At 68.1% G+C, this 17257-nt stretch carries 12 protein-coding genes; 6 read left to right on the top strand and 6 right to left on the bottom strand.

Translation table 11 applies throughout. The features are described 5' to 3' along the window. The first annotated feature begins 45 nt into the window (after window positions 1–45). From LZC95_42395 to LZC95_42375, 5 genes are all read left to right on the top strand, one after another. Window positions 46–519, top strand: a complete 474-nt coding sequence (locus tag LZC95_42395) for a hypothetical protein (GenBank protein WXA93089.1) — start codon at window positions 46–48, stop codon at window positions 517–519. Further along, window positions 516–2870, top strand: coding sequence for a lytic transglycosylase domain-containing protein (locus LZC95_42390; GenBank protein ID WXA93088.1), 2355 nt, complete (start codon window positions 516–518; stop codon window positions 2868–2870). Before LZC95_42395 ends, LZC95_42390 begins: the two co-directional genes overlap by 4 nt. After that, complete coding sequence (locus LZC95_42385; protein ID WXA93087.1) at window positions 2867–5920, top strand: PD-(D/E)XK nuclease family protein; 3054 nt, start codon at window positions 2867–2869, stop codon at window positions 5918–5920. Before LZC95_42390 ends, LZC95_42385 begins: the two co-directional genes overlap by 4 nt. Further along, entirely contained in the window at window positions 5917–9582 is a 3666-nt protein-coding gene (locus LZC95_42380; GenBank protein ID WXA93086.1) for a UvrD-helicase domain-containing protein, read from the top strand. The genes LZC95_42385 and LZC95_42380 overlap by 4 nt, the downstream gene beginning before the upstream one ends. Window positions 9583–9675: 93 nt before the next feature. Further along, a complete protein-coding gene (locus LZC95_42375) occupies window positions 9676–10407 on the top strand; it encodes an SDR family oxidoreductase (protein ID WXA93085.1) in 732 nt (243 codons plus the stop codon). A 5-nt stretch (window positions 10408–10412) separates the two neighbouring features. On the opposite strand, the gene radC is transcribed toward LZC95_42375, so the two are convergent. The 3 genes from radC to LZC95_42360 form a co-directional block, all read right to left on the bottom strand. Next, a complete protein-coding gene (radC, locus tag LZC95_42370; protein WXA93084.1) occupies window positions 10413–11123 on the bottom strand; it encodes a DNA repair protein RadC in 711 nt (236 codons plus the stop codon). A 95-nt stretch (window positions 11124–11218) separates the two neighbouring features. Next, window positions 11219–12106, bottom strand: a complete 888-nt coding sequence (locus LZC95_42365) for a hypothetical protein (protein ID WXA93083.1) — start codon at window positions 12104–12106, stop codon at window positions 11219–11221. A gap of 164 nt (window positions 12107–12270) precedes the next feature. Next, window positions 12271–14319, bottom strand: coding sequence for a hypothetical protein (locus LZC95_42360; protein ID WXA93082.1), 2049 nt, complete (start codon window positions 14317–14319; stop codon window positions 12271–12273). 181 nt (window positions 14320–14500) lie between these two features. Here LZC95_42360 and LZC95_42355 point away from each other — a divergent pair, with 181 nt between their 5' ends. Next, window positions 14501–14944 carry a response regulator gene (locus LZC95_42355; protein WXA93081.1) on the top strand — a complete coding sequence of 148 codons (444 nt, stop codon included), beginning with the start codon at window positions 14501–14503 and terminating at the stop codon, window positions 14942–14944. A 1-nt stretch (window position 14945) separates the two neighbouring features. On the opposite strand, the gene LZC95_42350 is transcribed toward LZC95_42355, so the two are convergent. The 3 genes from LZC95_42350 to arfB all read right to left on the bottom strand — a co-directional run bounded on the left by LZC95_42350 (window position 14946) and on the right by arfB (window position 17212). Beyond that, window positions 14946–16112 carry a glycerophosphodiester phosphodiesterase gene (locus LZC95_42350; protein WXA93080.1) on the bottom strand — a complete coding sequence of 389 codons (1167 nt, stop codon included), beginning with the start codon at window positions 16110–16112 and terminating at the stop codon, window positions 14946–14948. Between the two features lie 125 nt (window positions 16113–16237). Next, a complete protein-coding gene (locus LZC95_42345; GenBank protein ID WXA93079.1) occupies window positions 16238–16744 on the bottom strand; it encodes a DUF1993 domain-containing protein in 507 nt (168 codons plus the stop codon). Between the two features lie 39 nt (window positions 16745–16783). Beyond that, on the bottom strand, window positions 16784–17212 hold the full coding sequence (gene arfB / locus LZC95_42340) for an aminoacyl-tRNA hydrolase (GenBank protein ID WXA93078.1): 429 nt from the start codon (window positions 17210–17212) through the stop codon (window positions 16784–16786). Window positions 17213–17257 lie beyond the last annotated feature (45 nt).

The following is a 17257-nucleotide window of genomic DNA, read 5'->3' as shown; positions in this document are numbered from 1 at the left end:
CTCGAGCGTGCCATCCTAGTACGTGCGCTACACTTCGAGGGACCCATGCCGCGCAAGCCGTATCCTCTGGAGACGCTCCTCGATCTGAGGACCCGGCGCGTCGAGGACGCTACCGTGGAGCTCGCTTCGGCGATTCGGGCGCGCGAATCGGCCGAGCAGCGGCGGCAGGCGTTGGAGGCTGTTCGGGCACGCGCCGCGGCAGAAGCCAACGTGGCGCGCAATGCCGAACGCGATGCCCTCGACCAAGGCGCGTTGCGTGCGGTGGATCTGCAGCGCGGTGGGGCATGGGAAACCGTGGCACGCGCCGAGCGCGAGGCCATGGACGCGAAGGTCGAGCATGCGGCGCTGGCCGAGCAAAGCGCGGCCGACTCGGAGGCACGCGCCCGAGGTGAACTGGTGCAGCGCAAGGCCGATGCCGACGTCGTGGACAAGGATCGGTCGCGTTACCTCGAGCGCGCGCGCAAGCGCATCGTAGCGATGGAAGAGGAGTCCGCGAGCGACGCATGGCGAAAGCGATGAGGCGTCTGTTGGTCATGGCGGCGAACGCCGCGCTGCTTGCGTGTACGGCGTGCGGGTCGAGCGGGCGCGAGCCCGAGCCGCGCCCCTCGAGCGGTGAGGTCAAGCCCGCCGAGGCCAAGATCCCTCCGCCCGCGGTGCGGTCGCAGCGCGATGTTCCCAAGGTGGAATCGGCCTACGACGACCCGCGCCTCGGCGGCGTGCGCGATCTCGAGCGCATCAAGGAGTACGCGCGCGCGGCACGCATGGTCGACGATGCCCGCGCGGCGAATCCGGCGGATGCCGCGGCCATCTGTGCGTGGTCGTACCTGTCCGGGCGTCTTCACACGCTGGCGACCGAGCCGGCGGAGGCGGTGAATGCCTACGACGCCGTGAAAGAAGAGTGTCCGCTGTCGCCCTACGCCAAGCTGCGCGCAGCGCAGGTGCTGGGCAAGGCCGCGCGCTGGGACGAAAGCTTCCAGCACGCGCACGCCGTCCCCACGTCGCTTCCCGCGTACGACGAGGCGAAAATCGCGCTCGCCGACGCGCTGGCCGGCCGTGGAGAACGCGGCGCTGCGGCCAAATTGTGGCGGGAGATCCTCGCCGAAAATCCGAAGCTGCCGCGCTGGGTGGAGCTCTCTGTGCGTCTGGCCAATGCGATCATCGAGGGCCAAACCGAGGGCACGCCGCGCGAGGCGTACGATCTGGCGACGCGCGTGGTGATTGAGATCCCCAAGATTGCCGAAAGCTCGGGCGCGCAATCGGCGCGGCAACGCGCGACCGCCTTGCTGCGCAAGAGCGAGCCGCAGTTCAAAGATGCACTGGGCGAGGCGGATTTGGTCCGGCAGATCCAGGGTTACCTCGACAACGGGGAACCTTCGCGCGGACTCCAGGCGGCGAACGCGTTGATGGCGACGTGGGCTCCCGGCAAGACGGGAAGCGTGGCCTGCAAGGTCGGGTCGATGCGCGCGCAAGCCGTCGCGCGAACGAAGCAGCCCGCGGCCGACGCGTGGGGCGATGCGATCCGCATGTGCACGGGCGACGAGCAGCTCGTGAGCGCGCTCTTTCAAGGCGGAAAGGCGAGCCGATCGGCCAATCGGACGCAGGAGGCGGTGGACCGGTTCGCCAAGGTCGAGCAGCAGTTTCCCAAGCATCGCCTGGCCGACGACGCGCGGCTCTTGGCGGCGCTCATCTTGGGCGAGTCGGGGGACGAGTCGCGCTTCACGACCATGCTTCTCAGCCTGCCGGACGACTACCCCGACGGCGACATGGGGACGGAAGGGCTCTTTCGCGTGGCGCTCCACCGCATGACGCGGGGCGATTGGGCCGGCGCGAAAGATCCGTTGGACCGCGCCATCGCGCTCGATCCCTTGGACCGCGCGTGGGCGACGTCGGGGCGTGCTCCGTATTTCCGCGCCCGCGTGTCGGAAGCCAAAGGCGACGTGGAGGATGCGCGCGCGCGGTACGCGAAGATCATCGAGGACTTCCCGCTGACGTTCTACATGACGCAGGCCTACACGAGGCTCGCGTCGCTGGACGAGGCGATGGCCGCGAAGGCCTTGGAGGCGGCGCAGGCGCGCGAGCCTTCGGGGCCGTTCATCACGCACGATCATCCGGAGTTCGCCACGCCGGCGTTCGATCGCGGCGTGCGGCTGCTCGAAGTGGGCGACATCGAAGGGGCCAAGAAGGAATTCACCAAGGCGAACTTCGTCGCCGACGATGCCGAGCACGAGCTGCTCTGGGTCATCGGCGACGTGTACAACCGCGGTGGCGCGCCGGAGTTGGGGCATGCCTTCACGCGGGCGAAGCTGCAGGAGCACTTGGCGCACTACCCCGTGGGAACGTGGCGTTTTGCGTGGGAGGTGGCTTACCCGCGGGCGTTCGAGACGCTGGTGAAGAAGGAGAGCGAGGCCAATGGGCTGCCGCTGTCGCTCACCTGGGGCATCATGCGTGAGGAGTCGACGTTCCTCCCCGAGGTGAAGAGCTTTGCCAATGCTTACGGCCTGATGCAGCTGGTGGTGCCGACGGCAAAGGCGCTCGCGAAAGGGACGGGCATGCCCTGGGACGAGGCGTCGCTGAAGCGGCCCGACGTGAACATCGCCTTCGGGACGAAGCTGCTCGCGCAGCTGCGGACGTCGTATGCGCAGAACAAATCGCTGGCCGTGTCCGCGTACAACTCGGGGCCCGGCGCGGTGAACCGCTGGCTGGCCAAGCGAACGGCCACCGACTTCGACTTGTTCGTGGAGAATATTCCTTACGAAGAGACCCGCGGTTACATCAAGCGGGTGCTCTCGTCGCAGGCCGCGTACGCCTTCCTGTACGAGCGCACCGCGCTGAAGGAGGTGTTCGCGGTTCCCTTGCGGGTCGTTCCGTGACGGGGGTGCGTCTCGTCGTTCCCACGGAGCGCCACGTCGAGCGGTTGTCGCGCGAGGGGATCGCGTGCGAAACGCGGACGGCGCTCAAGCATCGCCTGCTCGTGGCGCTTGCGCCGGAGGTGACCTTGGCCTCGCCGGAGATCACGCGCCTGGCGCTGGCCGATGCCTTGGCCGCGGTGGCGCCGGACGATCCGCTGCTCGGTCCCATGGCTCGCGGTGCGTCGCACGTGTGGCTCAAGACGGTGGACTCGATCGATGCGGCCATTGCGACGTTGCGCGCGTCGGACACGAGCCTCGGGGCGCTGGAGCGCATGGAAGCGCAGGGTGGCACGTCGAGCCGGCGTGCGCGCATGCTTCGCTCTGCGATGGTGGCGCTCGATCGCGCGCTGTCGGCGTTGGGTCTCGTCGATGGTCGCTCGGCGGGGGCGGTGCTCGCGCGCGTTCTCGCCGCTGTGGAGCCTGCGGCGGTGAAGGAAGCGGTGGGAGCTGCCGAGCTTCTGGCGCGATGGATCGTGGCGTGGGAGCCGGCCGATCTGGCCTGGTGGCGCGCACTCGATGGCGCGTTGAAGCGCTGCAAGGGTGGTGCGGTGCTGGAGCTGCCGGCCTTCGAGTCGCGGCTGGATGCGACCCGCGAGCGAAATCCTCTGGAGATCGTGTTCGACGAGGTGGCGCGCGCGCTCGATGCTGCGCCGGAGACGGTGCCCATCGAGCCGGTGCTCGGGGATCTGCGGCTCGACGGGGCGGTGCCGGAGCCTTCGCGGCTCGAGATTCGCCAGGCCGAGAGCGCCGAGGTGCAGGCACGTGCGGTGGCCGATGCCGTGTACGCGGAGCTTCTGCGGGGTACGCCCATCGAGGCGATCGCCGTGGCGGTGCCGCAGCTCGACGAGCACGTGCTCGAGCCGATTCGGCGTGCGTTCGACGATTTGGGCATCCCCGTGCACGATCCGCGCGGGCCGGCGCCCACGGCGGCGGCCATCGTCGCGCGTGCGCTGGATGCGCATGCTCTGGCCTCGCGCGGGCTTCCGCGGCAAGAGGTGGCGCGGCTGCTTCGATCGCGCTACGTGGATGCGGCGACGTTGACGGGGCTCGCGGATGGGCGCGCGGCGCGCACGGAGCTGCATCGGCTGGCCAACGCGCTGGAGCAGACGCCGACGGTGCGCGGGGCCGATCCGGTGGCGGAGCTCGCGGCGACGGCGGCGGGGAATCTCTCGGGCCTCGCGCGGCGGGTAGGGGAGGTGCTCTGGGGCGTGGAGCGTGCGCGAACGCGCCTGGAGCACATTCGCGCCGCGCGCGAGCTGTGGCGCGCGCTCGGTTTTCCTGCGCGGGTGGGCTTCGATGCGCGGGCGACCTTGGCGCGTGACGACGTACCAACGGGGCTCGCGCGCGCGGAGCTTCACGCGCTCGCACGCGATGCGCACGCATGGCGTGTGCTCACGGAGACGCTGGATCGGTACGAGGCGGCGGTGATTCGCCTGAAGGACGACGGCGTGGTCGTCACCATGGATGCCTTTCGTCACGAGTTCGTGCGGGCGCTGGAGGCCGGTGAGCCGCCGCCCGGGGCGCGCCGCATCGGGGCACTGCGCATCGCGCGGGTGGCGGATCTGGCCGACGAGCCGCTGTCGAAGCTGGTGGTCGCCTCGGCCAACGAGGGCAGTCTGCCTCCGTCGAATGCGCACCCGGCGCTCGTCTTCGAGTCGTTCTCTGCGGCGCTGCGCGAGATCGATGCGGTGCGGGCACCGGCGTCCCCCGGACTGACGGCGGCGCGCGGGCTCGGGGCGCTGGCCCTGGCCGTGGCGCGTGCGAAGAGCGTCGTCTTCGTCTATTGCGCGCACGATGCCGAGGGGGCGCTGCTGCAGCCGGCACCGCTGCTCACCTGGCTCGGGCGCGGCGGGGTAACCGAGAAAAAATGGCCTTTGGCGCCGTTGCGCGCGCATCCGCTGACCGCGCGGGAAGCGCGCCTGGTGATGCTCGCGCGCGATCCGCAGGGCGCCCGGCACGCGGTGCCCGATGCGGCACGGCGCGCGCACATCGAGCTTTCGCGCGAGACGTTCCACGGCGCCAAGTCGGCGCTGTACCGTGGTCCGCTCACGGGGGTTCTCGCGGTCGACGAGCCTCTCGCGCGTGCCCTCCTCGAGGATACGGGTGGCGCGGTGCGTCCTTTGCCGGTGACCCGCCTCGAAGACTTCGCGCGCTGCGCCTTCCAGGGCTTCGCCGCCCACGTGCTCGGCGCACGCGAGAAAGAGCCCGCGTCGGACGTGCCCGATGCACGCCAGGCCGGCACCTTGGTGCACGAGGCCTTGGCGGCGGCGTTCGTGGCCACGTTGCCTCTGTGGCGGGAGCGACCGCGCGATGCCGAGGGGATCCGCGCGCTCGCGCTGGAAGCCGCCGACCGCGTGCTGGCGCGCGAGAGGGCGGCCTCGCCCCTGCGGCGCATGGCATTGGAGCAAACGCGCGACGACGTGCGCAAGGTCATCGACTACAGCATCGCCGACGAGTCGTTCGACTTCGCCTTGGCGGAGCAGCCTTTCGGCGATGGCCGCGAGGAAAGTTGGCCGGCGCTTCGATTTGGCCATGGCGATGAGGCGGTCTCGATCCGCGGGAGCATCGACCGCGTCGACCGTTCGCCGGATTTGCGCGGTATTCGCATCATCGACTACAAGCGCAGCCCGCGCACGGCGAAGGATACGCAGCGGGATGTCACCGGCTCCTCCTTCCAGGTGCCGCTGTACGCGCACATCGCGCAGGAGGTTCTCGCCGCCGCGTATGCGGAGGGCCTGTACCTGCCGTACCATCAGCTCGATCGGACGTATTCGGTGGCGGGGTATGCGAATGCCTGGAAGGAGTCGATGGGCGAGAGCGAGTCGGGCGTGAAGGTGCGCACGCTCACGGTCATCGGCCATGTGCGCGAGGGCGATGTGGCGCCGCTCCCGGGCGATCCGCGTGTGTGCGATCGCTGCGCGTACGATGGCGCCTGCCGCAGGCCGCGCTTCGTGGTGGCGGAGGAGGACGAGGGCGTCGAGGGCGCGGCCCGAGCAGGGGGCGCGCGGTGATTTTCGCCTTCCGCAGGAACCTCGTGCTGGCGGCGAGCGCTGGCACCGGCAAGACGCACAGCCTCGTGGGCGTGCTGGTGCACCTGATGATGGGCGCCAGCGAGCTCGGTCACAAGGAGCGCCTGCACCCGCCCGTGGATCCCTCGCGCGTCGTGGCCACGACGTTCTCGCGCAAAGCGGCGGCCGAGATCCGCACGCGCCTCGCCGGTGAGCTCGAGCGGCTTTCGCTGCGCGATCCCGGCTCGAAGTATGCGGCGGATCTTTTGCTCGCATGTGACGCCGCGCACGTGTCCCGCTGGTCGCCCGCCGAAATGGAGGCACGGGCCCGGCGCGCCATCGAGCGGCTGCCGCAGGCCCAAGTGGGCACGCTCCACAGCTACGCGACGACCCTGGTGCGGGCGTATGCGCTCGAGATAGGCCTGCTTCCGGACTTCGACCTGGAGGGCGAAGACGAAGCGCGCGCCCGCGCCGACGAGGCCATCGGGCGCGCCCTCGCGCAACGTGCGGAAATCGATCCCGAGGGGGTGCGTGATCTGGTGCGTGCCAGCGGCGGCGTCGACGAGCTTTCGCGCGAGGTGGCCACGATGCTTGCGCGGCTCGAGGAAGACGGGCGAGGCCCGGAGAGCCTGGCCATCGACGAACGCGACGCCGAGAACATCGAGGCATTGTTGCGCGAGCTGCTGGAGCACGCGGAGTACTTGGCCATCCACGAGAAACGCGCCGACGAGGCGCGCGCGTTCATCGCGGCCTGGAACGAGCGGCGCGCGATGGGCGAGGCCCCGACGGCGGCCTGCATGGATCGGTTCATCGCCGCCACGCGCGACTTCTGCGCGATCCGCCGGACGAAGAGCGAGAAGAGCCAGGGTTTCTTCGACTTCCGCCAGGAGAAGCTGCCCGCCGGCGAAACCAACGCCGAGCGCGGCTACCGCTTGATCAAGGCGTGGGAGATGCGCAGAAACTACGCTCCCCGCGCGCGTTCGGCGCGCGAGCTGCTGGTGGCGGCGGATCGCGAAATCCAGCGTGCGCGGCGTCGCGCGGGGGCGTTGGGATTCGGCGACATCTTGCGCGCTGCGCGCGATCTGCTGCGGGATCATCCGGCCATCGCGAAGGAGGTGGGCGACGGCATCGACGCGCTGCTCGTGGACGAGTTCCAGGACACGTCGCGCCTGCAGCGCGAGCTCGTGCACCTCTTGTGGGAAAGCGATCCCGCGGCGCGAACGCCGGGGACGATTCCGCCCATCGATCGACTGAGGCCCGCGGGACTCTTCGTCGTGGGCGATCGCAAGCAGTCGATTTACGGCTTCCGCGGTGCGGATGTCGCGGTGTTCGCCGAGCTGTGCGTGGGCCTGGCCGGCTGGCGGGCGCGGACGGCCCTGGGCATCGAGGCGGAGGTGAGCGAGCCCGCGGCGCCGCTCGCGGATCTCGTTCCGCTGCGCCACAACCGGCGCGGCCAGGACGAGCTTCTCACCTTTGCCAATGCCTTCAGCCGCCGGCGCCTGGTGTCGTCGGGCAAGGTGCTCTTCGAGATCAATTACGTGCCCGAGACGGAGGATCTGCTTCCGCCGCCGGAGCGCCCCCCCGCCCCGGAGCCGAAGGTGCGCACGCATTGGCTCCGTCCGCCGGTGTCGCCGCGCGGGCGAACCAAGCGGCTCGACGAGGCGTTCGCCATTGCCGATCGCGTTCGCGCGTTGACGTCGGCGTCGGAGCATCGGTTGGGCGACATCGCCGTGCTCTGCCACACGAACGAAATGGTGGAGGTCATGGCCTATGCGCTGGCCTACGACGGCGTCCCGTATGTCGTGGCGGGGCGCGGCTTTTTCTCGGCGCGCGAGGTGCGCGACGTGATGGCGATGCTCGCGCTCATCGTGCGCCCTCGCGAGCGCCTCGCGTTGCTCGAAGTGTTGCGCGGGCCCTGGGTTTCTGCGCGCGACGAGACGTTGCTCGCGCTCACGGCACCGGGGGCGGGCATGATCTCGATGGAGGCCGCGGCCTCGTGGGATTCCGGCCCGCGCCGCGCATTGATGGCGGAGGAAGACCGCCCGCGCGTTCGCCATCTCTTCGAGGTGGTGGCCCGTCTGCGGCGCAACGTCGACCGCATTCTGCCGGGCCGGCTTTTGCGCGAGGCCGTGCGGGCGTTCGACCTGGAGGAGGTGCTCATTCAGCTTCCGCGCGGCGAGCAGCGGGTGGCGAACGTGCGCAAATTGCTCTCCATGGCCGATCGCGAGACGGATGCCGCCGTGCTCCTCGCGCGCCTCACGCGCGCCGCAGAAGGGGCGGCGGACGAGACGGAGGCGGCGACCTTCGCGGACGATGACGATGCCGTGCGCCTGCTCACGGTGCACGCCAGCAAGGGGCTCGATTTTCCCGTGGTCTTCGTCCCCGAGGTCGGCGCCGACGGCCGGCGCACCGAGGCGGGTGCCATGATCCTCGAGCCGCCGTCGGGCCATGGGCCGCCTTCGCTGACGGTGCGCCTCGCCGACGAAAGCGGCACGCGTTTCGACCCGCCGTCGTTCACCCGCGCCAAGGACACGATCCGCCGCCGCGATCGCGCCGAGAAGGCGCGCCTCGCGTACGTTGCCGTCACGCGCGCATCGCACGCCATGTATTTCGTCGGCGATCGCCGTCCGCCGAAGGACCCTTCGGAGGCATTCAACGCCTCCATTGCGGCCGTCTTGCAACAGTTGGCCGCTGACGAATCGCTCGGGGCGATCTTTTCTGCGGAGGAACTTCCGCCGCGTTCCCCGCGCGATGCGACCCCCGCGAGCATGCCCGCCTCGCGCCACCCCGAGTCGGATGCTGCCGTCTCCGTGCGTGAAAAAGCGTGGAGCCCGCCGTGGCAGACCGTCACCATGGCCACCACCTCGCTGCAGGATTTTCATCATTGCGCGCGGCGCTTCCAGCTCGTCCACGTGCTCGATCTGCCGGAGCACGATGCACCGCCGCTTGCCGTGAGCGGCGCCGAGCGCGAGACCGAGGGCGCTCCGCCCGTCGCGCACATCGACCCGCGCAGCGAGGGGACGCTGATGCATCGCGTCCTGGAGCGCACCTCCGCGTCGCACTTCGGTTCCGACGCCGCCGCCCAGGATATCGATGGCCTGCTCGCGCGCGAGGGCATTTTGCCCGAGAACCCGCGCCACGCCCGCCTTGCGCGCACCCTGACCCGTTTCGTATGTGGCCCCTACGCCGCGCGCGCGGCCGCCGAGGGCGCGATCCTTCGCCGCGAGGAGCCGTTCACCCTCTCCCTCGAGGATGCGCGCGGCCGCACCATCGCCCTGCGCGGCACGATCGACTTGCTCGTCGCTTGGCCGGACGGGCGCCTCGATGTCATCGACTACAAGCGCGCCCGCGCCGCCCAGGTCGAGCCCTACGCCTTTCAGCTCGACGTCTATGCCCTCGCCGCGCGCGCCATCTTTCCCTCGGCCACGCAGGTCCGCACCGGCATCGTCTTTCTCGGTGGCGATCCCTCCGAGCCCAAGTTTCGCGAGTCGGCTGCGCCCGAGGCCACCCGCCGCCATCTGGTCACCTTGGCCGATCGCCTCGTCGACGCGCGGCACCGCGAGGCTTTCCCCCGCGCCCCCCTCTCCCGGTGCAAACAGATCCGCTGCGGCTACGTTTCCCTGTGCCACCCGCAGACGAAGCCGCACCAACTCGCGCTCTTCTAGCGCAACGCCGGCGGGGTAGGCCCGGACGATCGGCAAAGTCTTCCCGACGAAGTGCCATGGAACGTACGCGCCGCCGGCGCCACCATGGGACACATGAAAATCGACAGTGCCCTCGCCGATCAAACCGTCGTCATCGTGGGTGGCAGCTCCGGTGTTGGCCTGGCCATTGGGCGGCTCGCCTCCCAAGCCGGCGCCAGAAAGGTCGTTCTCATTGGCCGCTCGCGGGACAAGCTCGACTCGGCCGCGGCGGCCATCGGGGGTGCCAACGTCGATGTCGCAGCGGCCGACATGGTGGATTCGGCCGCGTTGACCGATGCGATTCGGAGCGCCGGCACCATCGATCATCTGGTGCTCACGGCCGTTGCGGACGAGAAGAAGCGCATCGACGCGATCGCGGCGCTCACCGATGCGCAGATGGAAGGGGCGATCGACAAGCTGCGAGGCTTCTTCTTCGCGGCGCGCGCGGCGGCGCCCATCATGCGCGAGCGTGGTTCGATGATCTTCACCTCGGGCGCGTCCGCGCTGAAGCCGCCGGCACGGATGAGCATCCTCGCGGCCGTCAACGCGTCGATTGTCACCTTGGCGCATGCGTTGGCCATCGAGCTTGCGCCGGTGCGTGTGAATGCCCTCACCCCTGGACTCGTGGACACACCGATTCATCAAGGTGAGGAGCGCGAGGGCATTCGCCGGTGGGCCGAATCGGAGTTGCCCGCGCGAAGGTTCGGCCAGCCGAGCGATCTGGCCCACGCCGCCTTGTTTCTCATGACCAATGCGTACGTCACGGGCCAGAACCTGGTCGTCGACGGAGGACTGGTTGCGCGCTGACCGCTTCACATGGGTAAAATCCCCCGTTCGAGCAGCGATACGTGGCCATTTCGTGCGACCACGACGTGATCGATGAGCGGGGTGCCGATGGCATCTGCGCCCGTGAGCACGGCGCGGGTGAAGTCCAAATCGTCGCAGCTTGGCGTGGGATCGCCGCTGGGGTGGTTGTGCACCAGCACGAAGGCACTCGCAGCCTCCCGAAGGGCGATGCGCAGAACGTCGCGCGGTGCCACGTGCATCCCGTGCAGGCCTCCGGCGGCGACCCTGCGTGCAGCCCTCAGGTGATTTCGCCCATCGACCGCGAGAATCCATAGCTCTTCATGCTCCAACGCGGCCAGGCGCGGCCTTGCCCACGCAGCCACGCTGGCGCTGTCGTGCAGGCGTTCGCTCTGCGTGTTGACGGCGGCATGCGCGCATCGCTTTCCCAGTTCGATGGCCGCGGCGATGCGCGAGGCCTTGGCCATGCCGAGCCCGCGCTGATCGGCCAGCTCGCCCATTCCGGCGCGCGCCAGCCCCAAAATACCACCCGACGTCGCGACCAACTCGCCCGCGACGGCCTGCACGGGCGCCCGCACGGTGCCCGTGCCCAAAAGGAGCGCCACCAGATCCGCATCGCCCAAGGATTCAATCCCAAGTTGCCGCGCGCGCTCGCGCGGGCCATAGCTCGCCGTTTCGTTCATGCCCGGCGCATCGCACGGCACGTGCCGCTTCGGCATGTCGCTTTCTCTGCGCGTTTTCGGCCGCGCCACCCGCTCGTCGCCTGTCCCGGACAGTTCGACCCCGTCCTGGGACAGGTGCCAAACCCGCCCGATCAGCGGCTGCTGCAGGTGCCGATGTTCGAGTCTTGGAAGAGGGGCGCCGAGCCGACGCACCTCTCATTCGGCGCGCAGGCGCTCGGGTCGTTCTTTTTGCACAGCTGGTAGCACTTGCGCTGGCCTGATTGCCCGAGGCACGCCAGACCGCGCCCGCAGTGCGTACTGCTGCAGTCCTCGCCCACACGTGCGGGGCCGACGGTCACGCAGCTCGTCGTGCCTTCGTTCTCATCGACGATGGAGCAGTCTTCATCGAGGAGGGAGCACTGGCGATTCACCTCCAACAAGTCGCATTGGCGAACGGGCATGCAGACGGGAACCGCGACGCTTTCCTTTGCGTCTTTGGTCATCTGGATGTCGCAAAACGCGTTCTTGTCCGTGCACGAGGTCCGCCCATCGCAGCAGTAGTGCCGGCAAAACCCCTGCGTTCCGGACGCGACGCATTCGAAGCCCGCTGCGCAGTCTGCGGCCTTGGTGCACGCTTGATTGGCTTCGCCCTTTCCAGCCGGCAAGCAGGTCGTGCCCCCCGAGCGCACGCGGCAAGCGAGTTTGTCCTGCGGGGGCGGGGGGACGCCAGCGTCTTCCGTCGAGTCCGACGGACCCGCGTCGTCGTTGCACGTGTCCGACCGTGTGCCATCGGGGTAGCACGCGAATGCTTCCGCATGGCAAAGCGCATTGCCGCGCTGAACCGCGGCCGCCCCATCGCCGCCATCGGCCGAATCGGGGAGCGCGTAAGGCGGGGGACCGAAGCTGCCCGGATCCGACCCATTGCCGCCCATGTCGCTCACGCTGCCGGTCGCCGCGCAGCCCACCGCGACGGCGGCGACGACGGCGGCCAGGGCCGCGCACAAAGCGAAGCGTTTTTCTCGCGGGGAGGGCGAAGACATGGGACGAGGGTGAAGGACTGATTCACGGCGCGTGCCGCGAAACGGTAGTTTCGCATTCCACTTAAAAAAGACCAGAGAATCCCGAGAGTTGTGCCACTCGGTGCCCTTCCGCTGCGCCGTTCCGACTGGCACGCGCACGGTAGGGCTATGACATCTCTGTCAGATCAGCGCGATTCGAGATCGCGAACGACGAAGTTGCCCGCTGCGTCATACGCGCGGACCGTCACGATGTGGGCTCCCGGCGGGACCAGGCCCGACACGTCGGTGTCGACGGTTTCCTCCGCCGTGTCGAACACTCCGTCGGCCGCACCCAGCGTGCGGAAGTCGGGCTTGCCATCGACCGCCATCTCGACCCGAGAAATGGGGCCGAGGCCATCCACCACGCGCACGCGCAGGCGGCGTCCGGTGATCGATAGATCCCGCACGATGGGTGGCGTGTTGTCGACGAGCACGGGGCCCGACTCCATCGCGTGCTTCTGCACGAGATCCGGTGGATTGGCGGGCTCGTCGCTCGCTTCGATGCGCAATCGGTATTTGCCCTCGGGCAGGGCCGTCGTTTCCCAGTCGTACTCGCTCTTGGTCAGCACCTCGCCGTCGCGCAGCGCGTCGCGCCAGAGACCTTGCCCTTCGCGCCGGAAATTGACCCGATAGCGGAGCGAATCGTTGTCCGGATTGTCGACCTTCCACGTCACCTTCAGCACGCTGTCGTGCTTCGGTGGTTCGCTGCCGCTCGAAGGGATCGCTTCCTTGCTCTCCTTGGCCGCGTTCTTCGGGCGTGCGTCCACCTCGAGGACCACCGGCCGAACGTTGTCGGTCATGAAGGGCAGCATCACTTCGGAGAGCACCGCCTTCGGATCGCGCGACCATCGTGCGCGCACCTGAATGAACCGTGCCGGTGGACTGGCGACGGTCACGGGCGCCGACGAGCCTGCGCTCCACCCGCTCCACGTGGCGTCGGGTGTGCCCGTGTTGCCGGTGCGCGTGGAGAATTCGAGCGCGCCCGTGGCATGCCACGAGAGATGACCGAACTTCGCCCGCAGCCCGGCATCGAGCACGCGGCTGGTCCACACGGCTTCGCTCCCGCCCTGCGCCACCACCCGGTGCACGGTGGCCGCGTCCGAGCCCGCGAGGTAAATCGATCGGCCGAAGGTCAGCGCGCCGATCTGCCGATCGTCGGTGTCGGCCACCAACGTGACCGTGTGCGCATCGTCGACCGTGTACACGCGGCCTTCTGCGCCCGTGCCGACGTAAGGGCGACCCTCGGCGTCCGCCGCGAGCGACATGTAGTGGAACTCGGCGTGCGCCATCATCTTTTCCGGTCGCCCCGCGGCATCGAAGCGCCAGAGTGCACCCTTGCCCGGGCGAATCGGCTTGGCCGCCGAGGGCTGCGCAGGGAAACGCCCGCTCGCGGGGGCGCGCTTCGGCGGCTCCGGCGGCTCACCGTAGTCGTTGGCAATCGCGTACACGACGCCGCGCTTGACGGCGACGATGCCCTTCACCTCTTCGCCGGGGAAGTCGTAGAGCACCGTCGCCCGCCCCGGTCCCGCGATTTTGTAGAGTAGCCCCTTGCCGCTCGACCCCGCGTAAAGCTCACCGCCTTCGCCGAAGGCCAGCGATACGAGGTGGGGCTCGTCGCTGCGGAAATACACCGAGTGCGAACCCGAGGGCTCGATGCGGTAGATGCGGCCTTCCGGGCCGGTCGCCGCGAAAATGGCGCCTTTGCCGTCGGCCGCGAGAGCCCACACGTGGCTCGTGTTGGGCAAGGTCACCCAGGGTTCGGCCTTGCCTTGCGACAGCTTGAAGATCTTTCCATCGGGCATGCTGGCGGCGTAGATGACCCCGCGCACCTCGATCATGCTGGTGACCGCCAACGCGCCCGTGTCGGCGAAGAGCGCGGCGCGATCGCCCACGACCTTGAAGACTTTGCCGGAGGGCCCGGTGCCCACGAGCACGCTGCCGTCCCCGAGTGTCAGCGCGGAGAACGACGACGAGGCATCGGTGAGCGGGACGTTTCCCACGCTGAAGCCGGCGCGCACACCGCCGTCGGAGCTCACCGCGACGCCTTTGAGATCGCCGCCGGAGAACTCCTCCAGGGAATCGAGGTCGAAGGTGCGCGTGCCGACCGCGAGCGCGTCGCTGGCCGCAAAGACACAAGATACTGCGAGGAGGCATCCGCCGCCGGCCCTCGCCATGCATGCTGCCCGTGTGAGCATACCTCGGAATCTACACCGACCTACGCGTGCGGGACGATATCTCAAGCGCACGTGCACGCTAACCGCCCTGGATGGTTCGCGCACCATGTGGTAGGCTTGTCCTCTCACCCTTGACCTGGCAGCGTGCCCCATCCATCGTTGGGAGCTGACCCGGGGAGGGACTGCCGGGCGGAGCTGCATCATGTCATCCACCGCACCGCTGCTTTTGATCGTCGACGACTCCCAAGACAACCGGGAGATGTACGTCGAGTTCCTCTCGAGCTACGGCTACCGCATTGCCGAGGCCGAGAATGGTCAGGCGGCGCTCGATGTCGCCTTCGAGCTCGCTCCGTCGCTGGTGGTGATGGACCTCACGCTCCCCATCATCGACGGCTGGGAGGCCACACGGCGCCTGCGCGCGGATCCGCGGACTTCCACCGTTCCTATCATTGCCCTCACCGGCCACACGCACGACCGCCACGCGCGAAGCGCCCGCGAAGCCGGGTGCAACTCGTTCCTCCTCAAGCCGTGCCTGCCGGAGGATCTGCTCCGCGAGGTCCAGCGTCTCCTGCCCGACTACATCGGGGAGCCCGAGGACCTCAGCGTCATCCGCGAATCGATGGCCAATCTCCGAAGCGGCGGCTGATTCAGCGGCCGTAGACCTGGCGGCGGGTGGCGACGGCGGTGTCGGAGAAGTCACTGAAGAGGCCGTCGATACCTAGCGCGAAGAAGGTGCGGTACTCGGCCGGGGCGTCGCCGCGGGCTTGGTCGTAAATGCCGGCGTCGTCGGGGGTGCCGCCTCGGAAGTCTGCCGGGAGGTTCGTGTTCTCGTTGCGGAAGGTGAAGGGGTGCACGATGAGGCCGGCCTTGTGCGCGTCGGCCACCACCGTCGTCGGCGCCAAGAGCTTTTGATTGGCGTCGCGCGGGATGAGGAAGTTCTTGTTGGGCCCAATGCCCTGCGCATACGTCGCGATGAAGGCCAGCCCCTCGGGCTTCACGAGGTCCGCATACGTGCGCGGGTCGTCGCTCACGACGAAGTCGTACGGCTTGCCATCGGCATCGAGGAGCTGCACGCGCTTCAAATTGGTGAGCTCTTTCAGCCTCTGCAGGCTTTGCGGCTCGAAAGATTGCAGATACACGGGATCCGTGGCCTCGTGCCAGCCGGCATCGCGGAGAAGTTGTGCGACTTTCTCCTCGAGCGGAAGACCGATGCTGCGGAAATACGTCGGGTGCTTCGTTTCCGGATAAATGCCGACGCCACGCTTCTTGGCGAGGTCCACGACCTCTTGCAACGTGGGGATTTCATAAAGGCCGTCGAAGGCCGTATTCGCCGGACGGAGTTTCGGAAGCCGTTCGCGCGCGCGCAATGTCTTCAGTTCGGCGAGGGTGAAATCTTCCGTCCACCATCCTTCGGTTTCCTTGCCGCTGTCGATGGTCTTCTTCTTTTTGCGGTCGGCGAATTCGGGGTGCGAGGAGACGTCCGTCGTTCCGCTAATTTCGTTTTCGTGCCGTACGACAAGAACGCCATCTTTGGTGGACACGACGTCCGGCTCGATGAAGTCCGCGCCCATGGCGATGGCGAGCTCGTACGATGCAAGCGTGTGCTCGGGCCGATAGCCCGATGCGCCGCGGTGTCCAATGACGAGCGGGTAAATCCCGGCGTCCGCCGTGGCCGTATCTGGGCCAGCATCTCGTTGGGGTTGCAAAACCACCGAATCGTCCTCCGAGCAATGCATCAGTACCAGCGATGCAGCAGACAACCCGACGAAAAAGAGGCACGAGGCGAATAGCGAGTGACGACGGCTAATGCGCATGGTGCCTCTTTTAGGTCATACCCCGCCACGACCGTGAAACAATTTGCGTGACATACTCGTGACGGTCGGTCAGTTTTTGGGGGGCTCCGCCACCCCAAGCCCCCGAGAGCGACCGCGCGCTCGAGTTAGACGAGGGTCATCGAACCAAGAAAATCTCTCTTCCCCAGGTTCACTCCATTGTGCCGCAAGATGGCGTACGCCGTGGTGACGTGGAAATAGAAATTAGGATAAGTCATTTCGGTGATGTAATTACTTCCCGTTATCCGTTTGCCCTCCAAGAACGGTAATGCGATGAGTGCCTCGTCTTTGCCGGTGAAGTCGGCGGGCGTGAACGTATCGAGGTATTCGATCACCACGCGGATGCGTGCGCGCAGCTCGTCGATCGTCTGCTCCGTGTCGGCGTGCTTCGGCGGCTCCTTGCCCGAGAGACGCGCGGCGCCGAACTTGGCCTGGTCACAGGCGGCTTGCACCTGGCGAGCGAGCGGATATTGATCCGGCGCGAGGCGCGCCACCACGAGGGTGTTCGGATCGAACTTCTTCGTCTCCGCGTGCGCGACGGCCGCCTGCAGCCAGCGGTCGAGGTTGGACAGCATTTTTTTGAACTGCGGAACCGTAGCTTCGTAAAGGGACATGGTGCTCCGTTTAGGAGCGCACCGCCCCGTTCGGCAAGGTCATGACGCGTCGCTTCCCTGGCGGTCGCGCTTTTTCACGCCTTGCCTCCTCTTGTCATCCACACGCCGCGCTTGCGCGCCCTTCGAGGGCTTCGTCGGACGACGCTTCTTTGGCACGACGAGCGCCCGCGCGACGAGCTCGCGCAGCTTCTCGCGCGCGTCCTCCAAGTTCTGCTGTCGGTCGCGCGTGCGCTCGCTCCGAATCAAGATGCGACCGTCGGCGTCGAGGTAGCCTTTTGCAAGCACCCGCAATCGGTTTTTCGCGGCGGGCCCGAGCGCCGTGGTGCCTTCCAGATCGAAGCGCAGCTCCACCCGCGAGGAGACCTTGTTCACGTTCTGGCCGCCAGGCCCCGACGAGCGCGTGGCGGTCCACGTAAGATCCGTACCCGGAATCACGATTGCGCCGACGGGAAGAGCTTCGGAGGGCATGCGGACCTACATACCATCGCGCGCCCTCGATCGACGCGATATGTT

Source organism: Sorangiineae bacterium MSr12523 (assembly GCA_037157775.1).
Classification (GTDB): domain Bacteria; phylum Myxococcota_A; class Polyangia; order Polyangiales; family Polyangiaceae; genus Pendulispora; species Pendulispora brunnea.
This window is presented reverse-complemented; position numbering and strand designations above follow the sequence as displayed.

Bases quoted from the DNA above. Each gene is read 5' to 3' on its own strand.
- LZC95_42350 (WXA93080.1), bottom strand. From the start codon at position 16,112: ATGCGCATTAGCCGTCGTCACTCGCTATTCGCCTCGTGCCTCTTTTTC.
- radC (WXA93084.1), bottom strand. From the start codon at position 11,123: ATGCCGAAGCGGCACGTGCCGTGCGATGCGCCGGGCATGAACGAAACG.
- LZC95_42360 (WXA93082.1), bottom strand. From the start codon at position 14,319: ATGCTCACACGGGCAGCATGCATGGCGAGGGCCGGCGGCGGATGCCTC.
- LZC95_42395 (WXA93089.1), top strand. From the start codon at position 46: ATGCCGCGCAAGCCGTATCCTCTGGAGACGCTCCTCGATCTGAGGACC.
- LZC95_42365 (WXA93083.1), bottom strand. From the start codon at position 12,106: ATGTCTTCGCCCTCCCCGCGAGAAAAACGCTTCGCTTTGTGCGCGGCC.
- LZC95_42355 (WXA93081.1), top strand. From the start codon at position 14,501: ATGTCATCCACCGCACCGCTGCTTTTGATCGTCGACGACTCCCAAGAC.
- LZC95_42375 (WXA93085.1), top strand. From the start codon at position 9,676: ATGAAAATCGACAGTGCCCTCGCCGATCAAACCGTCGTCATCGTGGGT.
- arfB (WXA93078.1), bottom strand. From the start codon at position 17,212: ATGCCCTCCGAAGCTCTTCCCGTCGGCGCAATCGTGATTCCGGGTACG.
- LZC95_42345 (WXA93079.1), bottom strand. From the start codon at position 16,744: ATGTCCCTTTACGAAGCTACGGTTCCGCAGTTCAAAAAAATGCTGTCC.
- LZC95_42390 (WXA93088.1), top strand. From the start codon at position 516: ATGAGGCGTCTGTTGGTCATGGCGGCGAACGCCGCGCTGCTTGCGTGT.